The organism is Bacillus sp. FSL M7-1020 (assembly GCF_038050415.1).
Lineage (GTDB): Bacteria > Bacillota > Bacilli > Bacillales > Bacillaceae_G > Bacillus_A > Bacillus_A toyonensis.
The window spans coordinates 1,763,391-1,781,817 of sequence record NZ_JBBOTW010000001.1 but is presented as its reverse complement, the minus strand read 5'-3'; the positions used below and the strand labels follow the sequence as shown (position 1 = coordinate 1,781,817).

Sequence of the window (18,427 nt, the reverse complement as noted above, 5' to 3'; positions counted from 1 at the left end):
CTACATCCCGCCTAAATGATTCGTATCATTAATGAAATGTACCGTTTTTTGTTCACCATCAATTTCAATTAAACTTATTCCCGTATCTCCTATTTTAAAGTAATAATCCATTGAAATTGGCATTTGGAAAAATGCTCGTAATAGACTATTTATTACACCACCGTGTGCAACGATTGCTATCCGATCATATGTATTCTCTGTCACGATTTTAGAAAAGATTCCTTCTATTCTCATTCTAAATTCAATAAATGATTCTCCATTTTCAAAACGGTCATGAAGAAACTTTGGCTCAGGATATTTTTTCGCTTCTTCAAAAGATAAGCCGGCTTGCACCCCATTATTAAACTCCATTAATTCCTCTTCTAATTGAATTGGACAACCAATTGCTTCCGCTAATGTTTTACCAGTTTCACGGGCACGTTTTAATGTACTTGCCCAAATGAAATCTGGTGGAAAGTCAGCCTTCACTTTCTGTACAAGTCTTTGTACTTGCTGTCTTCCCTTTTCTGTTAATTCAAAGTCAGCTCTTCCTTCATGTACATTCAGGATGTCCGCTTCGGATTCTCCGTGTCGTATTAATAGTATTTGCATTCGTTCCCCCACTCCCTGATTTAATATTCAGAAGACTACATTATATCATATTTTTAACTTTTCATAATAAAAAAGGAACGGTCTCCCGTCCCTCACCCATTTACCTTCTCCGCATCATTCCAATAATACTTACTAAATGCTTCCGTTAATACATCAATTGTGTTATATAATTCATCTAACGTATTATCCACACCACCAACTTCAATTAACATCGCGTTTTTAGATAAATCTTGGTTATAAACGCCGTTTCCATCTTTTTTATACTTCGGAAAAATCCCTCTACTTAATCCGTAATAGTTTTCATCTAAATAACTATTGATTGCTCTTGCAATTTTTTCGTTTTCAGTACGTCCTTCATTTTCCATCCCAATTATAAAATATAATCTTGCATACGATTTCCCGTTAATTACTTTTGTAGTTACTTTCTTGCGCTGATCATCACGGTGTATATCAATTGGAAAAGTAATTTTATTATTTTGTGCTAATGCTTCCTTTACATATCCATGAGATGCTGTATACGATTGATACCATTTCCATTTTTTACTTGCCAGTAAATCACCCATATTCGTTTTATCATGAACTACTGGAATTCCTTGCTCTTCAAGTTGCTCCTTCATACGTTTTCCTAATAAGGACACATTTACATCTGGACTCGATGGATCGGTAGCTCCTGGTAATAAAGGAAAGAAGGATTCCCAACTATGTGTATGGTAAATGTATACTGCATTTTCACCTTTTTTCGTTCCGTTCTTTTTCTGCACCGGATTATTCTTTTCTGCTTCTGTAACTTTATCTTTTGCTACCTCTCGCTCTTTCGTTACTTCTTCAATCGGTACACTAGATTCATTCGGGATATTCGTAAAGTTTGTCCCTTCCCCAGCTACGATAATGTTAGAGTAATACTTTGACATACCAGGTACTTCTTTACCGACAAATGTTCTTAAATCTTTAATTTTCAAATCTGTCGCAATAGAGAACATCAAATTCCCAACAGACTCCCGTTTATTCTGCTTAAAATAATCAAATCCATAATAGTGATTCTCACTTTCTATCATTTGAACAAAACCTTGCATAGACACTTTTCCAAACCATTGATTCGCATAACTTGATTTCATTGTATGTAAAAGCGACGTCAAAATTGACGCGATAATTATTACTATTAGCGCATATAAAAAAAGTAACGAGATTAGTTTTTTCCCATGTATACGAGTTGCATACTTTTTCACTGTATCACCTTCTTTATACATGGATATGTACAAGCCTTTCGTAATATACGCACAAAAAAGAGAAATGGCATCCCATTCCTCTTCCTCACTCTTATTGTTCTTTACCTGTATCATTTGAAGGCAATTTCTTCGCTTGTTTTTCTTTAAAGATTTCTCCGATTGCCCCAAGAGTACCAAGTGTTTCAATTGCATTAGATGGAATAAAGACTTTATTTGCTGGTCCTTTTGCAACCTCAATCAATGATTCAAATGATTTATAAGCAAGTACGCGTTCATCTAAATCTGCTGCACGAAGTAATTCAATTCGGTTTTGTTCTGCTTTTGCGATTTCTTCAATTGCTCTTGCTTCCCCTTGCGCTTCTAATTCTTTCGCTTCTTTTAAACCTTCAGCTTCTCGAATACGTGCTTCTTTATCCCCTTCAGCCATCAAGATTTTACTTTGTTTTTCCCCTTCCGCACGAAGAACTTTATCTTGTTTTGCTGCTTCAGCTTCTAAAATAATCGCACGTTTATTACGTTCTGCTTTCATTTGTTTTTCCATCGATGCTTGCACATCTTTTGGCGGGTTAATGTCTACTACTTCAACACGCTCAATACGAACGCCCCATTTTTCTGTTGCTTCATCAAGCGCTAAGCGAATTTCTGTTGAAATTTTTTCACGACCAGATAACGTTTCATCAAGTTCCATTTTACCGATAATTTGACGCATCGTTGCAGAAGTAATGTTACGAACACCATATTCATAGTTTGAGATACCATATGTCGCAAGTTCAGGTTCGACAATTTGATAGAAAATAATTGTATCAATTTCTACTTGTACGTTATCTTTCGTAATTACCTTTTGTGGTGGTACATTCGTTTGTTGAATACGTAAGTCGTGATATACACGAACGCGATCTACAATTGGGATTAATATATTTAATCCTGGGTGCATAATACGCTGAAACTTACCAAATCTTTCAACAACCCCAACTTTTTGCTGAGGAATAATTTTAATTGTTAATGCGATAAATGTAACTACAATTAGCGCGAATATAATCGTTAACGTTAATGCTATCATATTTATTCACTCTCCTTTTTTACTTGTAATATAGTACTATGCCTCTTTATAACAACGACTTTTTCTCCAGTGTCAATCGGAACATCTGCAATAGCTGTCCAAGTATCTCCATCCACCTTCACAATACCGTTCGTTTCATTTGTAATCGCTTGCACAACAATTCCTTTTTTACCGACAAGCATATCTACTGTATCCGTAAAACCTTTTGCTTCTCGAAAGTTTTTTGAAATTCTTTTCGTAAAGAATGTCAATGTTAAACTTACAATCGCACCAACAGTAACTTGTAACAATAGTGCATCAGGAGCAAATAAAGCAATAAGACCTCCGACAACAGCTCCAATTCCAAGCCAAAGCATATAAAACGTTATCGACAACATTTCCGCGATAAATAAAATACCCGCTATAATAAACCAAATCACCCAACCAGCCATATGCAACCCTCACTTTCTTTCTCATTTTCTATATGTATATGAAGAAAAGAATGGTTTATCCGCCCTTTCTCATACTTGGGCGTTTACTGCAAGCTATCGTACATATTCGCTGTTACAATAAGTATTAATAAAATACTATATCAATATATTCTTCATTATACATGAAAATTCCTTTCAAAAAATGACAAAAAATTTAATTCTTTTAAAATTATTTTTTTCAGTTTATAATAACTCTAACTCTAATTTGTATTTTTTTGGAAGGTGATATCCTTAATGTGGAATCATTCAATATCATACTATTTAGGATCAAAAATCTGTATTACTCTTGCTGACATCGTTTACATAATGATTATTACAACTCATATCTATATATCAACTAAATCAGCTACTATTACTGCCCTTTTTCCATTATTACAAGTTATCACAAATTTGATCGCAAACATATCTGCACCACTTATAATGAATCATTTTTCATCTTATTCAGTACTTTTTATATTACAATGGACAAAAACTGCCCTATTCATTTTATTAACGCTATTATTTCCGGTCCTTTCCACAAACATTGTAACTCTATTAACTTTCATTTTTTTCATTTCTTTATGTAGTGGGTGGAGTGCTCCATTATTATACAGTATTGTTCCACACCTAACACCAAAAGAAAGATTAGTAAAAGTAAATAGTATCTTTTCCTTTTCATCACAAATTGTACAAGCGGCAGCTTATTCATTTACAAGTATTATCGTTCTGCTCATTGGCGCTACTTCTACATTCATGATTAATATTATTTTAATGATTTTCGGATGTATTGCATTGCATATTTCATTACATTCCATCCATACCGAACGAGTAACAGAGCCTTCTTCTTCAAAAAACACAGCTTTATTTGAAGGCTGGAAACTATTATTTCATCATCCTTCTTTGCGCACAGTTACATTAATGGACTTAATTGAAACTTTAGCAGGGACGATATGGATTGGCGCTATTACGATGGCATATGTAACGACTGTTCTGCATAAAGGAGAAGAATGGTGGGGATATATTAACACAAGTTATTATGTGGGCACGTTAATTGGTGGTCTATTAGCGTGGAAAATAAGTACATATATTCAAAAAAATTTAATACGCTCCATGGCGATAGGATCACTTATATTTAGTATTCTTACATTTTTATATGGTATAACAAGCAGTGGATTTATTGCGCTTTTCCTATGTGTTCTAATGGGACCATGTTATCAAATTAGAGATATTTCTCAAACGACGGTTTTACAATCTAGTGTCGCCCCTTCTCTATTATCGAAAATGTATACAGCACACGGCGCCCTTCTTTCAACAGCTTCTGGTCTTTCTATGCTTAGCGTTGGCATTATTACTGATATGTTCGGTGTTCGTACGATTTATATGATTGCTTCTTTTCTTATTTTATGTTCTGCCTGTTTATCTTTTAGCCTATTAAAATATCATAAGACAGAGCAGAAAGATATTTCACTTTAATCAATAAATCAAAAAGGACAGGAAATTCCTGTCCTTTTGTACATTCTATTCATGACAAGTTGGGAATTTCTCTATGCTTTGTCGCTTGTTCAAAAGCGTACGCTAGTTTAATTAATATTCCTTCACGAAAAGCAGTACTTGCAATCGTAATTCCAAAAGGTCTCCCGTTTTCCATATACCCTGCTGGTATTGCTATAGACGGATAACCTGCTTTCGCACATATAGTAGAGCCTATATAAGACGGAAATAGTATCGCATCAAGATTATATTTTTCCAATGCAAAATCAATACCTTGTTTTTGCGAAAAATATATATCTTCTAATCTTGCATGTAAATATTCTGGATTTCTTAACGTATTAGGATAATCTTTTCTTCCCTCCAACTTAGTTTGTCCATATTTTAAAGCTCTTTCTGCTATGTTTTTATTAAACGCCATTAATTCTGAAATAGAATGTACGGGAATAGTAGAAGGTAATTTTGAAAGATAGTTATCTAAACTATGCTTCAGCTCATAAAGCGGAACTCCCCAGCTCCATTCTCTATGAAAGGAAGGAATATCAATATTTTCTACTACTGTCGCTCCCTCACTACGTAATACTTGGATCGTGTCCTCAAACAAATTTTCATCATACTCACCATTTTCGTAATAATCTTTTGGAGCATTACTATAAACACCAATCTTCGCTCCCTTTAAACCATTAACATCAAGATAAGATGTATAATCTTCATATGCCATACCTTCACTTTTATGAGTAGCTACATCTTTCTCATCCACTCCAGTTAAACTCCCTAGTAAAATAGCGGCATCTGTTACTGTTCTAGCAAATGGTCCCGCTGTATCTTGTGAATAAGTGAACGGAATAATTCCTCTACGACTAATTAGACCGACAGTTGGTTTAATGCCTACTACAGAGCTTTGAACAGCTGGACTCAAAATAGAGGCATCCGTTTCTGTCCCAACAGATAATACTGTAAAATTAGTGGCAACTGCTATTGCGGCCCCTGTACTAGAGCCACCAACAAACATATCATCCGTGCCCGTTCCATATGGATTGATTGTTTGACCACCTCTTGCACTATATCCAGCCCACATTTCAAAAGACATTGCATTTGCTAACTCTGTCATATTCGTTTTACCTATTATCACCGCTCCTGCCTCTCGCAGTTTTGTAACGAGAAATGCATCTTCGCTACTTATATTTTGTTCTAGGGCAATCGTACCTGCACTTGTATGCATGGAATCATTCGTTTCAATATTGTCCTTTAGCAAAACAGGTATACCATGCAATGGTCCCCTTACACCTTTTATCTTCCTTTCATAATCTAACGCTTCTGCAATAAAAATAGCATCTGGGTTTATTTCTAAAATAGAATTAATTTTCGGTCCATCTTGATCATATTGTGCAATTCTATGAAGATAATACATAACTAATTCTTTGGAAGATAACGTCCCTTCTTCCATTGCGGTCTGTATATCATGAATTGTTAATTCTTTTTTTAATACTGGATTAAACTGAATTTCCATTTATATTCTCCTTTATATCCCTTTTAGTTTTTACGAATACTTCTTACTTTTTCATTTTTTCACCTCATCCTATTCCAAATTAATATCCCTTTAAAAAGTTTCAACTTACTTTTTAATACACCTTTAATTTCCCGAAAAATAAAAAGAGTCTGAAACGAATCATCCTTCGCTTCAAACTCTTTTTATTACTGTGCATATACCTCATCTAACAAATGTAAAAACTCTCCCTGTTTTCCTGCTAATTCAGGGCATTTTGCAATATCAATCCATTCGTAGCAAAATACTAAACCTTCATCTTCCTCACCGGCACTTACTATATGTTCCCAAATATCTTTTACATTCGTTAGTAACGTTACGTGGAAAAAGTGGCGTTTTTGATATTCCTGTTTTTCCTTCACGTGTATGATGTAATCTGCTAGGAAACGCTCTATACATAAATGACGTAATCCAGATTCTTCTTGTACTTCACGTAAAACTGCTGCTTCTAACGTTTCTCCTTCATCAACTGTTCCCCCTGGCACTTGGATACCAGCTTCAGGTATATCACGATGTTTAAAAACAAGTAATTGCTTCATCCCTTCTTTTTCTCTTGTAATATATGCATGTACTTTTTTCTTATATAACATCGTCATTGTATTTCTCTCCCCTCAATTGTTCACTCTGTTACTTCTTCAAGCGTCAGTTGATTTTCATATAAATATGTAGCTTGTGGATTTCCCACATACCTTACGTGCCATGGTTCAAACCGATAGCCCGTAATTGATTCTTTTTCTTTTGTATATCGAATCACAAAACCAAATTTATGGGCATTTTCAGAAAGCCACTGCCCTTCTTTCGTCTCTCCAAAAACTGTCTCTAACTGAAATTTAGCAGATTGCGATGTAATATCCATAGCTAGTCCAGTTTGATGTTCACTCGTACCAGGAATCGCGCTAGACATCGCAGTTTTCACTTCTCCATCTTGTTTTTTATACATCGTATTTAATGCCTTTTGTCGATCAAAAGATCTAAATCCAGAGACTGCAAAAAGGAAAATACGCTCTTTATCAGCTTGTTGAAACATGTCCTCAAGCGCACTAGCTGCCTCTTTCCTCATTTTTTTCTTTTCTTGATCCCCCTCACTAGAGTAACGTACTTTCGGAATAACTAAATCTGGCGGTCTATACCCATCTGGTAAACGCCTACTTTTATTCACAAGTACAAGCATCGAATTTGGATTACTAATTACCGCAATATCCCCATCCATATTCGCAATCGTTTCTTTCGCTTTCGGAAATATGTTATTTACATTCACTTCCTGTGCCTGCTTATCCTTATACATTTTATAATTGATTCCTGCTACTCCAACAATGAGTATCGCCGCTACGATACCAAGTAGTGTCCATCTTTTTTTCATATAACGACCTCTTATTTTAATAATTTGGCCATTTCATACTCATCAATGTTTTGTCCATCGATAATAAGAGCAGCTTTTTTGACACCCTCTTTCTCAAAGCCAACTTTTCTATATAGTGCCTGAGCTCTTGTATTATGGGCCATTACCGTTAATTCTAAACGCCATACATCATGTAATCTTGCCCACTTCTCAACCTCTTTAAACAAGCTCGTTCCAATACCACGCCCACTACACTCTTGCAATATACCAATTACAATGGCTGCAACATGTCTCTTTCTTTGTATGTTATTTCCATTCACTAAAATAAATCCTACTATTTTCTCTTCCTCAATCGCTACAAATATTGTTGCTTTTTCATTCTGTATAAATCGATGAATCATTTGCTCTTGTTGCTCGGCTGTAGTTTTTCTTTCTCCTGGCTCGTATAACATAAATTTCGTTTCTTCATCTAATTGCTTACTTAATTGCAAAAATGATGCTGCATCTTCTACTTTGATCTCCCTAATCACTTAAATCACCCTACCTATTTCATTGTAAAAAATTTTCCTTGTAAAAAGATTTTCTCTATTATTGCGAAAATCCCTTTCTAATTCCCCTATTATAAATAGACAAATTTCGATATTACTATAGCAATTATAAATTATGTCTATAATGTGACATCTTATCATCCTCGTTTCATGACAAACAAAAAACGTAAGCTTTACACTTACGTTTTCCCCTAATTGATGTAGGCTGATAACCATTGCAATGCCTACCACTCATTCAAATTTCACTTTATCCATTCACTTTTTCCGCTTGCCAAAAATATTCACCAAATGCCTTAGCAAGTGCATCAATTGATCGATTTAGTTCTTCCTCTGTATTATCTACCCCGCCAACTTCAATTAATATCGCTTGTCCTGATAGGTCTTGATTGTAAACTCCATTCCCTGTTTGGAATCCTTTTTGAATTACACCACGGCTCATTCCCGGATATTTCTTACTAATCGTCTCGTGTAACGCAGTTGCTAATTGTAAGTTTTTTTCATAGTTTTTGTTACCTTTTCCAATTACAAAAGCAAGCTTAGCATATGATTTATCTCCAATTGTTTTTGTTGTTACATTTTTTCGTGCACTATCACGGTGTAAATCGAAGAAGTATTGTAATTCTTTATTACCAGCCATCGCTTCTTGTACAATTTCCCGTGACATTTTGTAAGAACTATTACTATTTAACCCTTTACTAATTAACCTTTGACCAACGTCAGTCTTATCGTTAGTAGATCCGATTCCTTCGCTTTCTAATTGTTCACGAAATCGGTCGCCGACTATGGAAATATTCGTTACAGAACTTGTCGCTTTATTCGGGTTTGGATCATTCGTTAAGTTCAGTAACGGCAAATAAGATTCCCAGCTATGCGAATGATATATAAATGCAACTTGTCTTTTTCCAGTCGTTTGAGCTGGTTGTTTTTTCTCTTTATTCGTATCAGGCTTTGGCGCTTGTCCACCTTCTCCAGTCCGTTCTTTCACTACTTCTTCAAGAGGAACACTCGACTCTATCGGTAAGTTAGAATAATTTGTTCCCTCACCTGCGATAACGATTTCTGTATCGTACTTACCAAAGCCAGGAAGCTCTTTTCCGACAAAACTACGTACATCGTTAAAACGAATATTCGTAGCCATAGAAAAGAGAAACGAAGAGATTGAAAAATCTTGATTCAAATTTCGATACTCTTGTGTAAAATAATGATTTTCTTTTCCAAGAACATACATGTAGCCATTCATCGATAACTCATTTAACCAATTATATAAATACGTTGACTTTGTCTCTTTCATAGAGGTTACCATCATACTAATAAGAAAAAAAGTCGCTAGTACCGTAGTAATAATAAATAAAACTAACTTACGTACACTTGTAAACTTCACATAAAAAAAGCCTCGATTCATACTATCACCCTCTCTATTTCAAGTTATGTACAAGCTCTAGAGAATAGACCGTTTAAATTCCGGCTATATTGTTAATGAGGTGAAATGAATTGAAGCTATTAATAGGAATATTACCAATCGCTCTATCATTCATTTTTTATTTGTCCGCTAAACATCCAAAAGTCTCTATTGTGTTACATATTTCTGCGTACTTGGCACTGTATGTACTCGGTACAATTATTTCCATTAATGTATACGATGTTTTAATACAAGATTTAGTTTTCATGACGAGCATTCATGGAATTTTACTGAATCCATTTTTCCTTATTGCAGGAGCGTATATAGGAACATACACTTTGTACCTACTTTTGTCTCACATTATTATGAAAATAAAAAATGGAGCGTAACGAAATGCAGCCACCGTTCATTTGTCATACATGTAGAAAAAGAATTACACGAAAGAAAGACCTTATTACCACTACACGGTACTTCCATTTTTATTTATTTCACAACAGTTGTTTTAAGCAGCAACAACTCTTCATCCCACGTTTTATCCCTATGAATACACTTTTTTGTTTCTTTCTTATTATATACGGCCTTATTGTTGGTAGCATTCTTATGCTTACGGAACCGTCTATCATTTGGCTTATTTTTTTGCTGCCTATTTTATATCGATTTCTTTCATATTATTATGTTGAACGTTTTTTCTCTACATAACGAGTGGACTGTCCTTTAGGAATGCTTAAACATTCCCACTCATTTTCTTTTAACATTTTACCGATGTAAATAATCTGTCCAATATGCAAAGCATAATGAGAAATTTGCCTTTCAATTGCTTGCAGGACCGTATGTGCTTCACCACGAATGTATACCGTCTTCAATAGATGTTCCGGCATTATAGTATTCATCGTATTAAAAACGTATTCCCATCCTTCTTGCCACGCTGCAAGGGCTTCTTCCTTTGAAGAATAGCCTCCTTCAAATTCACCATCTCGGTCACGATCAACTTTTTCACCATCAGATGTTAAAAAATCCGTCCATCTGGAACGCATATTACCGTGCAAATGTTTCATTATAATCGCTATGCTATTTGTTTCTTCATGAGAAGACCATTGTATTTGTTCGTATGATAATTGAGAAAGTGCCCGTTCTCCTTGCTGCATTGTTGTTTTGAAATTAGAAATGGCACATTGTAAATATTCTCGTCCGATATCCATATTGCCCCCCCACCTTCACACTAACTAATTTTCGTTCCATTTGGCAGTTCCATATTAGGCTGAAGCAACACAACATCTCCCGCTTCAGGAACTCCCCCTAATACAAGCACTTCTGATTTAAATCCAGCTACACGCTTTGGCGGAAAATTTACAACAGCAACAATTTGCTGACCAATTAAGTCTTCTGGATTATATCTCTTCGTAATTTGAGCACTTGACTGCTTGACCCCAAGCTCCCCAAAATCAATTTCTAGTTTAATCGCTGGTACTCTCGCTTCTTTAAATTCCTCTGCCTGTGTTACTGTTCCAATTCTTACATCAAAAGTTAAAAAATCTTCAAAATTAGCCATTTTATCATTCCTCCCATTTATTACTTAGACAAAATACAAAAATCCCCTTTAAAAAAAGAAAGGCGCCTAAGCACCTTTCTTTTGTAATTCACTTGATTCATTTGATTTATAGAAGAAGAAACCAAGAATTCCGCCAATACATGATGGGATTAACCATCCTATTCCTTCTTTATATAATGGTAACATTTGAAGTACATTAGAAATCGCATCAATTTTAATGTTCGCACTTTCTAAACCGTTAAAGAAACTAATTAACAACGCACCTAAAATCGCCCCAATGTAAATTGTATTACGCTTCCCTATCCATTTATGGAAATATGAAAGAACGATTAATACAATTGCAACTGGATAAATGATCATTAACACTGGTAATGTTACTGTGATTAATTGTGTTAACCCTAGGTTAGATACAATTAAACTAAATACACATACCATAGTTACAATCGTTTTATGCGAAAGTCTTGGGAATAAGTTTGTGAAGAAGCCAGCACACGCAGATGTTAATCCAACAGAAGTTGTTAAACAAGCGAGTATAATTACAAGTCCTAATAAAATTTTGCCACTTGTTCCATATAACTCATTTACAACATTCGTCAAAATAAGACCACCGTTCTCCGACACACCAAGTGATGTACTTGTAGATCCGAGATATGCAAGTGATAAATATATTAACGTTAAGCCTAATACAGCAATAATCCCTGATACAACTGTTATTTTTGCGATTTGTCCGCTCTCTTTTATCCCTTTTGAGCGAATAACTTGTACTACAACAATCCCAAACACAAGTGCACTAATCGCATCCATCGTTAAATATCCTTGAATAAATCCACCAAAGAAAGCATTCTCTTTATAAGCAGCTAAAGGTGCAGCCGGTTCTCCAATTGGATCAATAATTGCTTTCCCGACAATAACAGCAACAATTAATACTAATAATGGTGTAAGAAATTTTCCAAACCAATCGACTAATTTAGATGGATTTAATGATAAATACCACGTTATTCCGAAGAAAAATATAGTGAAAAGAAATAGCATGTACCACTCTGAAACCATTGCATCTGATAAAAACGGCTTCATACCCATTTCAAACGAAACGGCTCCCGTACGCGGGATTGCGAAAAATGGTCCAATTGCTAAATAACTAACCAATGGGAAAATAAATGCAAATATAGGGTGAACTCTAGAAGATAGCGCTTTCAAGTCCCCCTCTACAAACGCGACAGCTGTTACAGCTAATAGGGGTAATCCGACTCCCGTTACAAGGAATCCTATCGTAGCAATCCAAACATTCTCTCCTGCTTGTTGACCTAAAACTGGCGGGAAAATTAAATTTCCTGCTCCTAAAAATAATGCAAATAGCATTAAACCAATTGCTACCGTATCACCTGGCCTCAATCGTCCCTTCATACTCTTCATTTGCATAGCACTTTTTCATTGTTTATCTTTATTTTCACAATATGCTATGCATCCTCCTCTCTGCTCAAGATGATAAAATATGCCCCTTACAAAGCAGTGTCTTTCTCCATAATTTCTCCATTCCCCTTATTATTACTCTAATTATTAATCTCGTCATTATTTTTTGTTTTTGATTTTTTGATTTTTTTGAATATTTAAATCATTAGAGTGTTATTACGTGGAGTATAGTTGTCAGACCTCTTTGTTTTTATCACACATATAGTAACATATTTAGTTGAAAAATAAAAACATATTTTCAAATTGATTTTTTTGAAAATCAAAATTATCTACATTTTATATTCTCTCACACAAATGTTATTCGAGCACTAGACTCATTCTAGATTATTATTTTAAAATAATTTCAAAAGCCATCTAACATATGTTAGATGGCTTTTGCATGTTACTCTATCGTTTCTACTTCACGTGGATTATTCATCTCTTCTACATACACAACTCTAAATCCATGATCTTCTAAATCTTTTTGAAGTGTTTCTAATTCACCATCTTCAAACTCTTCTCCTAATGTAAACATAATTCTACGAACTAATAGAGCATCATTATCAAAAGTCATTAAACTTTGAATACCAGTGTATTTCTTCAAAACTGTCGATAACTTTTGGATCGCTCCATTATAGTCTTGCGTTCCAATCATGACAGAATATTTACTAGAATGAACGCCCCATGCATCTTCTAATAACTCAAAAACTTTTTTATGCGTTAAAATTCCAAGGAAAATTCCTTTTTCGTCAACTACTGATAAATAAGGTAATTTTTTTATTGTAAAAAATACTTTAAAGAAAGATGAATCTTCTCTCACAAATCCTTCTTTATCGTTCAATAATTGTATTACACTTTCGTCAAGTGATCCTTTATATTCTAAAATATCTACTTTATATATATTCCCTAAAAATTTCTCTTTTTTTTCATCTAAAACTGGTACACAACGATACCCTGTTTTATTTAAATGCTCCAATGCTTCCCCTATCGTAATCGAACTTGAGCACAGTAAAACTTCCCTTTTCGGCACGTAATTCCCTTTAATCCTCATAAAAAGCCTCCTTATGTTAAAATACTTTCTGTGCCATAACTATATTATATATTCGGAAAAAAATAAATAATTTATTTTATTTTTCTGAAAATTATTCATTTTCTTGTCATAATTTATTCATGAATCCTTCACTTGCATATCTTCACTAGGAAAGCCTCTCTCTGAATGACTTAATGAAAAAGATATTGTAACTTTATTAGAAAAACGCTAAAATAAGAATAAGAATTTTCTGAATATTCAAAGAGTAGGTGGTTATATGTCTTTGTTACGCTCGCATATATGCAAATTTATAATTGGTGTCATTGTTATTTTTGTCATAAGTCCTATCCCAGCTCTTTTTATTACACATAATTATTCTTATCAAAATGGCTTAATAAGTATTTTCCAAAACTTCGATCAACTTTCTTCTATATCAATTCCAAAAATTGATTGGATGCATGAATCTATTTTTTTCTCAGCAAATCAGATGATACATACTTCTACTCATTCAACACCACTATTCCCTTACATATGGGAAATATATTTTTTATCAATTGTTCGTTTCACTTTCACTCTTGCAATTGGCTTCTTTATAAGTTTAGGAATCGGTCATCTATTTTTAAAAGCACCAAATTCAATTAAAAAGATCACTACTTTCCTACACTGGATACCGTACTCTTTTTGCACTGTATTTTTACAATGTTCTATCTTACTACTTCTTCTCTATATTGCAAACTTTATAAAGTTTTCTTATTTCTCATCTTTGATCATCGTATGTAGTACCTCTATGATTATCGTTATGCAAGCAATAAAGAAATGGCTCCCTTTCCTGTATAACACAAGTGAATATGAAATGAAAAATTCTGCTTTCCTTGTTGATACATTATTTTTAGCACTTACTTCGAATCATAAATCTATTTTAAGTTCTATTATTTTTTCCTTTTTAATTATGGAATGTACTTTTCACGCGATCGGATTATTACAATTTATCGTTCAATTTGGTGGTACTGCACCTGTAATTGTCACAATCGGTTTACTACTATTGTATATCCCATACAGCGTCTTATCTTTTCTCCAAGCACTTTGGACAACAAACAACTCTAAACAACAAACATACACTATAACACGAAGTATCCCAAAACCGTAAAGTTACATAGCCCTCTATATTCTGAAAGTAGAGGGTTATTCCTTTTGTATCGAGGACAAAATAACAACAAACTCTAAAACTACACTATAAACATGCCAATATTTCCCCTTTTCCTTTGACTATTCTTTTCATTTGGATTTATTATAAAAGTATAACATAATTGCAGGAGGTGACATCTTTATTTCAAACTTTGGAATAGAGAACACACTTGGACATATTAAATATTTTTCTCATCTTTGTACTTATTCTTATTTCGGGCTTTTTCGTTGCATCAGAATTCGCTGTTGTAAAAGTACGAAAAAGCCGAATTGACCAACTTGCAAATGAAGGTAATAAACAAGCTTTAGCTGCAAGAAGTGTCCTATCTAATTTAGATGTTTATTTATCAGCTTGTCAGCTCGGGATTACGATTACTTCTTTAGGGCTTGGTTGGCTTGGTGAACCGACTGTGGAACATATACTACGACCGCTTTTTGAAAAAATCAACATGACTGGAACAATGGCTAACACGTTATCTTTTATTATTGCTTTTAGCGTTATTACATTTTTCCACGTTGTATTAGGTGAATTAGTTCCAAAGTCTTTCGCAATTCAAAAAGCAGAAGCAATCACACTCAAATTTGCCAAACCACTTATTTTATTTGATAAAATTATGTATCCGTTCATTTGGCTACTCAATAGTGCAGCTATATTTTTCACAAAACTACTCGGTTTAGAGCCAGCGAAAGAAAATGAACTTGCTCATTCAGAAGAGGAATTACGACTCATTTTAGGTGAGAGTTTTAAAAGCGGAGAAATAAACCAAACCGAATATAAATATGTAAATAATATTTTTGAATTTGATGACCGGGTTGCAAAAGAAATCATGGTCCCTCGTACTGAAATGGTTTGCTTATCTACCGAAAATACTTTAGAAGAAAATATGGATATCGTCGCAACTGAAAAATATACACGCTATCCTATAATTGAAAAAGATAAAGATGACATCATCGGGATGATAAATACGAAAGAAATATTTCATGATCAAACAAAAGGTATTTATAAACCACTTGAATCTTATATACATCCCGTACTAACTGTATTTGAAACTGTTCCAATCCGTAAAACATTAGTACATCTTCAAAAGAATCGCGTTCAGATGGCAATCATTATGGATGAATATGGTGGTACTGCTGGGCTTTTAACAATGGAAGATATTCTTGAAGAAATTATTGGAGAAATTCAAGATGAATTTGACGCGGATGAATCACCTATGATTGAAAAGCGTACCCCGAAGCTTACTGTTTTAGATGGAAAAGTACTCATTTCTGAAGTAAATGATATGTTTGGCCTACATATTGATGATAGCGATTTAGATACAATTGGAGGCTGGCTCCTCTCTCAAGCGGTTGACTTAAATATTGAAGCTGGTTATTCTATTGAATATGCTGGGTTTCAATTTAAAGCATTAGAACTTGATGGACATCAAATCAAAAAAATTGCTGTACATAAATTAGATATTAAAAAGGAGTTATAAAGTGACTGTTTTCTTAACAATCTGTATCATTGCCTGTTTCATCATTTCATTTCTCGCCTTTATTTACCCTATTATCCCAGGTATCTTAGCTGTATGGGCTGGATATTTGATTTACCATTTTGGTATAAATGGCGGGGAACTAACAATTACTTTTTGGGTCATTCAAGCCATTTTCACCCTATTCATTTTCGTCGCTGATTTTATTGCTAATGGATATTTCCTAAAAAAATATGGAAGTTCAAAATGGGGCGAACGTGTCGGTATGATTTCTATCATTGTTGGATCGTTCTTCTTCCCACCTTTTGGTTTAATAATTATACCGTTCTTATCGGTATTTTTCACAGAGCTCATGCATAAAAAGACGCCAAAAGACGCCCTTCTAGTAGGAGTTGCTACTGTAGTTGGTTTTTTAAGCAGTACTGTAGCGAAAGCTATTCTCCAAATCATTATGATTATCATTTTCGTATGTTATATCATCTTTTAACCATCCCGCTTTTGGGATGGTTTTTTAATATGAAATACCAACTCGACTATTTTCATATATATTTTCATTACATAAATCCCATGTAAAATGTGCTGTATCACCAACTGTAATTTTCGCTCCATCTTCTGGCAATATATGTTGTTCAGTGCGATATACCCCTGTTATCTCACCGTCTATTAAATGCGTCGGACAAACAATGGTCCAACATAAATCACTATTATGAAGCGCCTTATATGCAGCTAAATGATCCTCTGCTGCTGTTGTCGTTTTCCTTTTTGATTCCGATGATTGGAAACGATATACATTTGGATTTGTTCTCGCTTGTAAAATACCAGCTGTCCCTATCGTAATAATTTTCTTAACGCCTTCTTTTTCCATATACTTTATAATATTTGGCATACTCTTTGCTAATGTCCCATTTCCATCCGTTCCAAGAGCGCTAATTACGATATCACATCCTTCTATCGCTTTCTTTATATCGTTTTCGTTTAATATATTTCCTTCTATAACATGTAACCTGTCATGTTCTATTTCCATTCTATTTAAATCACGAACGAATGCCGTCACTTCGGATGAATCCTTTAATGCTAATTTTATTATTTCCGAACCTACTCTACCTGTCGCTCCCAATACACATACTTTCATTTGTTTACTCCTCTCTCATTCTTTCTCTATTTTTTCAATACTCTCAATCAATATACAACAAAAAAGCTTCCTCATATATAAGAGGAAGCTTTTTTATTACTTTATTTCTTTTCTTTAGAATCAGTAGACTTCTCTGTTCCACTTGTTTCTTTATCCTTTTTCTCATCCTGTTGTGTTGTTGTGTCTTCTTCTTTCTTCTTGTCCTCACCTTTACTACAACCTACCATTAATAAAGAACTTGCAAGTGCCATAGCAGTTAATGATTTAACCCATTTGTTCATTTGCGTTTCCTCCCTTTGATAGAATATGTACAATCCCATATTACTCTCTATTTTTAAAGGAAAGATTGAAAAATAGTAAATATACGGTAAATGTTTGTAAATTTTCTAATAATAATTACATCTATCCCTTTTCTCTGCATGAAAGTAAAAAACTAGGGCGACAACTATTCCGCCTTAGTTTTTTATGCAAATTTCTCGTTTTCATATACATGTGTAATTTTATACTCCTTCTTCACAACATATTGCCACACACTATAAGCGTAACGATTCATTTTCAGGAAACAGTTTTCCAAAAACGAACGAAATTCTGGATTTGCAACTTCCACTGCAACTTGAGCAAACTTTAATGCTAATCGTTTCAAATGTGAAATATAACAGATTGCAATTTGGATATCTCCTGTATATGTATTATCTATTTCCTTTTCCGTTTCCATTTCCATTTCAGACAAATGAAACGAAATTGGTTCACATGTTATATGCTGTACATTCTCTCCTTCTTGAAAATTCACTTGTTCATTATATGCTTGTAACATATACGGTAAATGGTGCTGTATTATATCCTTTAATTCTTCATCCCGGATTTTTTCAGTATACTCTCCTACTTTATAAATTAACATGTAACTATACTTCATTAATTCTTTCATACAGTCCATTAAAGTTCCTCCTTTCCTTTTGTCTAT

Annotated in this window: 22 protein-coding genes; 6 read left to right on the top strand and 16 right to left on the bottom strand. The window is 34.1% G+C overall.

The window, feature by feature from the left end:
* From MHB70_RS09175 to MHB70_RS09160, 4 genes are all read right to left on the bottom strand, one after another.
* Entirely contained in the window at positions 1-591 is a 591-nt protein-coding gene (locus MHB70_RS09175) for a histidine phosphatase family protein (protein WP_001166469.1), read from the bottom strand.
* Between the two features lie 92 nt (positions 592-683).
* Entirely contained in the window at positions 684-1,931 is a 1,248-nt protein-coding gene (gene spoIIP, locus MHB70_RS09170) for a stage II sporulation protein P (protein WP_002093778.1), read from the bottom strand.
* Positions 1,909-2,877, bottom strand: coding sequence for an SPFH domain-containing protein (locus MHB70_RS09165; RefSeq protein WP_000561128.1), 969 nt, complete (start codon positions 2,875-2,877; stop codon positions 1,909-1,911). Before MHB70_RS09165 ends, spoIIP (MHB70_RS09170) begins: the two co-directional genes overlap by 23 nt.
* A 2-nt stretch (positions 2,878-2,879) precedes the next feature.
* Positions 2,880-3,308 (bottom strand): NfeD family protein, encoded by a 429-nt coding sequence (locus MHB70_RS09160; protein ID WP_000929499.1) that lies wholly within the window; start codon positions 3,306-3,308, stop codon positions 2,880-2,882.
* Positions 3,309-3,581: 273 nt separating this feature from the next.
* Between MHB70_RS09160 and MHB70_RS09155 the strand changes: the two genes are divergently transcribed.
* Entirely contained in the window at positions 3,582-4,799 is a 1,218-nt protein-coding gene (locus tag MHB70_RS09155; protein ID WP_000267075.1) for an MFS transporter, read from the top strand.
* A 49-nt stretch (positions 4,800-4,848) separates the two neighbouring features.
* Here MHB70_RS09155 and MHB70_RS09150 read toward each other — a convergent pair whose 3' ends face one another.
* The 5 genes from MHB70_RS09150 to spoIIP (MHB70_RS09130) all read right to left on the bottom strand — a co-directional run bounded on the left by MHB70_RS09150 (position 4,849) and on the right by spoIIP (MHB70_RS09130) (position 9,649).
* On the bottom strand, positions 4,849-6,324 hold the full coding sequence (locus tag MHB70_RS09150; protein WP_061529902.1) for an amidase family protein: 1,476 nt from the start codon (positions 6,322-6,324) through the stop codon (positions 4,849-4,851).
* A 185-nt stretch (positions 6,325-6,509) separates the two neighbouring features.
* Positions 6,510-6,956, bottom strand: a complete 447-nt coding sequence (locus tag MHB70_RS09145) for an NUDIX hydrolase (RefSeq protein WP_000178277.1) — start codon at positions 6,954-6,956, stop codon at positions 6,510-6,512.
* Between the two features lie 23 nt (positions 6,957-6,979).
* Entirely contained in the window at positions 6,980-7,720 is a 741-nt protein-coding gene (locus MHB70_RS09140) for a M15 family metallopeptidase (RefSeq protein WP_000747716.1), read from the bottom strand.
* 11 nt (positions 7,721-7,731) lie between these two features.
* Positions 7,732-8,229 (bottom strand): GNAT family N-acetyltransferase, encoded by a 498-nt coding sequence (locus tag MHB70_RS09135; protein ID WP_000617587.1) that lies wholly within the window; start codon positions 8,227-8,229, stop codon positions 7,732-7,734.
* 265 nt (positions 8,230-8,494) lie between these two features.
* Complete coding sequence (spoIIP, locus tag MHB70_RS09130; RefSeq protein ID WP_001079305.1) at positions 8,495-9,649, bottom strand: stage II sporulation protein SpoIIP; 1,155 nt, start codon at positions 9,647-9,649, stop codon at positions 8,495-8,497.
* 89 nt (positions 9,650-9,738) lie between these two features.
* Here spoIIP (MHB70_RS09130) and MHB70_RS09125 point away from each other — a divergent pair, with 89 nt between their 5' ends.
* Both MHB70_RS09125 and MHB70_RS09120 read left to right on the top strand, forming a co-directional pair.
* Complete coding sequence (locus tag MHB70_RS09125; RefSeq protein ID WP_000770733.1) at positions 9,739-10,035, top strand: hypothetical protein; 297 nt, start codon at positions 9,739-9,741, stop codon at positions 10,033-10,035.
* A gap of 4 nt (positions 10,036-10,039) precedes the next feature.
* Positions 10,040-10,345, top strand: coding sequence for a hypothetical protein (locus tag MHB70_RS09120; protein WP_044810160.1), 306 nt, complete (start codon positions 10,040-10,042; stop codon positions 10,343-10,345).
* Here the strand turns inward: MHB70_RS09120 and MHB70_RS09115 are convergent.
* The 4 genes from MHB70_RS09115 to cbpA form a co-directional block, all read right to left on the bottom strand.
* The gene (locus MHB70_RS09115; protein WP_061529901.1) at positions 10,318-10,845 is read right to left on the bottom strand and encodes a DUF1572 domain-containing protein; all 528 of its coding nucleotides are present in this window, start codon (positions 10,843-10,845) and stop codon (positions 10,318-10,320) included. The two genes, MHB70_RS09120 and MHB70_RS09115, sit on opposite strands and share 28 nt — an antisense overlap.
* A gap of 20 nt (positions 10,846-10,865) precedes the next feature.
* Positions 10,866-11,195 carry a chaperone CsaA gene (csaA, locus tag MHB70_RS09110; protein ID WP_001263027.1) on the bottom strand — a complete coding sequence of 110 codons (330 nt, stop codon included), beginning with the start codon at positions 11,193-11,195 and terminating at the stop codon, positions 10,866-10,868.
* A 66-nt stretch (positions 11,196-11,261) separates the two neighbouring features.
* The gene (brnQ4, locus tag MHB70_RS09105; RefSeq protein WP_395935011.1) at positions 11,262-12,599 is read right to left on the bottom strand and encodes a branched-chain amino acid transport system II carrier protein BrnQ4; all 1,338 of its coding nucleotides are present in this window, start codon (positions 12,597-12,599) and stop codon (positions 11,262-11,264) included.
* A gap of 448 nt (positions 12,600-13,047) precedes the next feature.
* Positions 13,048-13,695 carry a cyclic di-AMP binding protein CbpA gene (gene cbpA, locus MHB70_RS09100; RefSeq protein ID WP_001220521.1) on the bottom strand — a complete coding sequence of 216 codons (648 nt, stop codon included), beginning with the start codon at positions 13,693-13,695 and terminating at the stop codon, positions 13,048-13,050.
* Between the two features lie 256 nt (positions 13,696-13,951).
* Between cbpA and MHB70_RS09095 the strand changes: the two genes are divergently transcribed.
* The 3 genes from MHB70_RS09095 to MHB70_RS09085 all read left to right on the top strand — a co-directional run bounded on the left by MHB70_RS09095 (position 13,952) and on the right by MHB70_RS09085 (position 16,821).
* The gene (locus MHB70_RS09095) at positions 13,952-14,821 is read left to right on the top strand and encodes a hypothetical protein (protein WP_000055276.1); all 870 of its coding nucleotides are present in this window, start codon (positions 13,952-13,954) and stop codon (positions 14,819-14,821) included.
* 208 nt (positions 14,822-15,029) lie between these two features.
* Positions 15,030-16,337 (top strand): hemolysin family protein, encoded by a 1,308-nt coding sequence (locus MHB70_RS09090; protein WP_000353739.1) that lies wholly within the window; start codon positions 15,030-15,032, stop codon positions 16,335-16,337.
* Between the two features lies 1 nt (position 16,338).
* Positions 16,339-16,821 (top strand): DUF456 domain-containing protein, encoded by a 483-nt coding sequence (locus MHB70_RS09085; protein WP_061529900.1) that lies wholly within the window; start codon positions 16,339-16,341, stop codon positions 16,819-16,821.
* 24 nt (positions 16,822-16,845) lie between these two features.
* On the opposite strand, the gene MHB70_RS09080 is transcribed toward MHB70_RS09085, so the two are convergent.
* The 3 genes from MHB70_RS09080 to MHB70_RS09070 all read right to left on the bottom strand — a co-directional run bounded on the left by MHB70_RS09080 (position 16,846) and on the right by MHB70_RS09070 (position 18,400).
* Positions 16,846-17,466 (bottom strand): NAD(P)-dependent oxidoreductase, encoded by a 621-nt coding sequence (locus tag MHB70_RS09080; protein WP_000861677.1) that lies wholly within the window; start codon positions 17,464-17,466, stop codon positions 16,846-16,848.
* Between the two features lie 101 nt (positions 17,467-17,567).
* Positions 17,568-17,747 (bottom strand): hypothetical protein, encoded by a 180-nt coding sequence (locus MHB70_RS09075; protein ID WP_001045965.1) that lies wholly within the window; start codon positions 17,745-17,747, stop codon positions 17,568-17,570.
* A gap of 182 nt (positions 17,748-17,929) precedes the next feature.
* Positions 17,930-18,400 carry a spore coat protein gene (locus tag MHB70_RS09070; RefSeq protein WP_000340531.1) on the bottom strand — a complete coding sequence of 157 codons (471 nt, stop codon included), beginning with the start codon at positions 18,398-18,400 and terminating at the stop codon, positions 17,930-17,932.
* Between the last annotated feature and the right edge of the window lie 27 nt (positions 18,401-18,427).

What these genes read in the sequence shown, in the direction of transcription:
- MHB70_RS09175 (WP_001166469.1), bottom strand. Translation starts at nt 591, where the DNA reads ATGCAAATACTATTAATACGACACGGAGAATCCGAAGCGGACATCCTG.
- spoIIP (WP_002093778.1), bottom strand. Translation starts at nt 1,931, where the DNA reads ATGATACAGGTAAAGAACAATAAGAGTGAGGAAGAGGAATGGGATGCC.
- MHB70_RS09165 (WP_000561128.1), bottom strand. Translation starts at nt 2,877, where the DNA reads ATGATAGCATTAACGTTAACGATTATATTCGCGCTAATTGTAGTTACA.
- MHB70_RS09160 (WP_000929499.1), bottom strand. Translation starts at nt 3,308, where the DNA reads ATGGCTGGTTGGGTGATTTGGTTTATTATAGCGGGTATTTTATTTATC.
- MHB70_RS09155 (WP_000267075.1), top strand. Translation starts at nt 3,582, where the DNA reads ATGTGGAATCATTCAATATCATACTATTTAGGATCAAAAATCTGTATT.
- MHB70_RS09150 (WP_061529902.1), bottom strand. Translation starts at nt 6,324, where the DNA reads ATGGAAATTCAGTTTAATCCAGTATTAAAAAAAGAATTAACAATTCAT.
- MHB70_RS09145 (WP_000178277.1), bottom strand. Translation starts at nt 6,956, where the DNA reads ATGACGATGTTATATAAGAAAAAAGTACATGCATATATTACAAGAGAA.
- MHB70_RS09140 (WP_000747716.1), bottom strand. Translation starts at nt 7,720, where the DNA reads ATGAAAAAAAGATGGACACTACTTGGTATCGTAGCGGCGATACTCATT.
- spoIIP (WP_001079305.1), bottom strand. Translation starts at nt 9,649, where the DNA reads ATGAATCGAGGCTTTTTTTATGTGAAGTTTACAAGTGTACGTAAGTTA.
- MHB70_RS09120 (WP_044810160.1), top strand. Translation starts at nt 10,040, where the DNA reads ATGCAGCCACCGTTCATTTGTCATACATGTAGAAAAAGAATTACACGA.
- MHB70_RS09115 (WP_061529901.1), bottom strand. Translation starts at nt 10,845, where the DNA reads ATGGATATCGGACGAGAATATTTACAATGTGCCATTTCTAATTTCAAA.
- csaA (WP_001263027.1), bottom strand. Translation starts at nt 11,195, where the DNA reads ATGGCTAATTTTGAAGATTTTTTAACTTTTGATGTAAGAATTGGAACA.
- brnQ4 (WP_395935011.1), bottom strand. Translation starts at nt 12,599, where the DNA reads ATGAAGGGACGATTGAGGCCAGGTGATACGGTAGCAATTGGTTTAATG.
- cbpA (WP_001220521.1), bottom strand. Translation starts at nt 13,695, where the DNA reads ATGAGGATTAAAGGGAATTACGTGCCGAAAAGGGAAGTTTTACTGTGC.
- MHB70_RS09095 (WP_000055276.1), top strand. Translation starts at nt 13,952, where the DNA reads ATGTCTTTGTTACGCTCGCATATATGCAAATTTATAATTGGTGTCATT.
- MHB70_RS09080 (WP_000861677.1), bottom strand. Translation starts at nt 17,466, where the DNA reads ATGAAAGTATGTGTATTGGGAGCGACAGGTAGAGTAGGTTCGGAAATA.
- MHB70_RS09075 (WP_001045965.1), bottom strand. Translation starts at nt 17,747, where the DNA reads ATGAACAAATGGGTTAAATCATTAACTGCTATGGCACTTGCAAGTTCT.
- MHB70_RS09070 (WP_000340531.1), bottom strand. Translation starts at nt 18,400, where the DNA reads ATGGACTGTATGAAAGAATTAATGAAGTATAGTTACATGTTAATTTAT.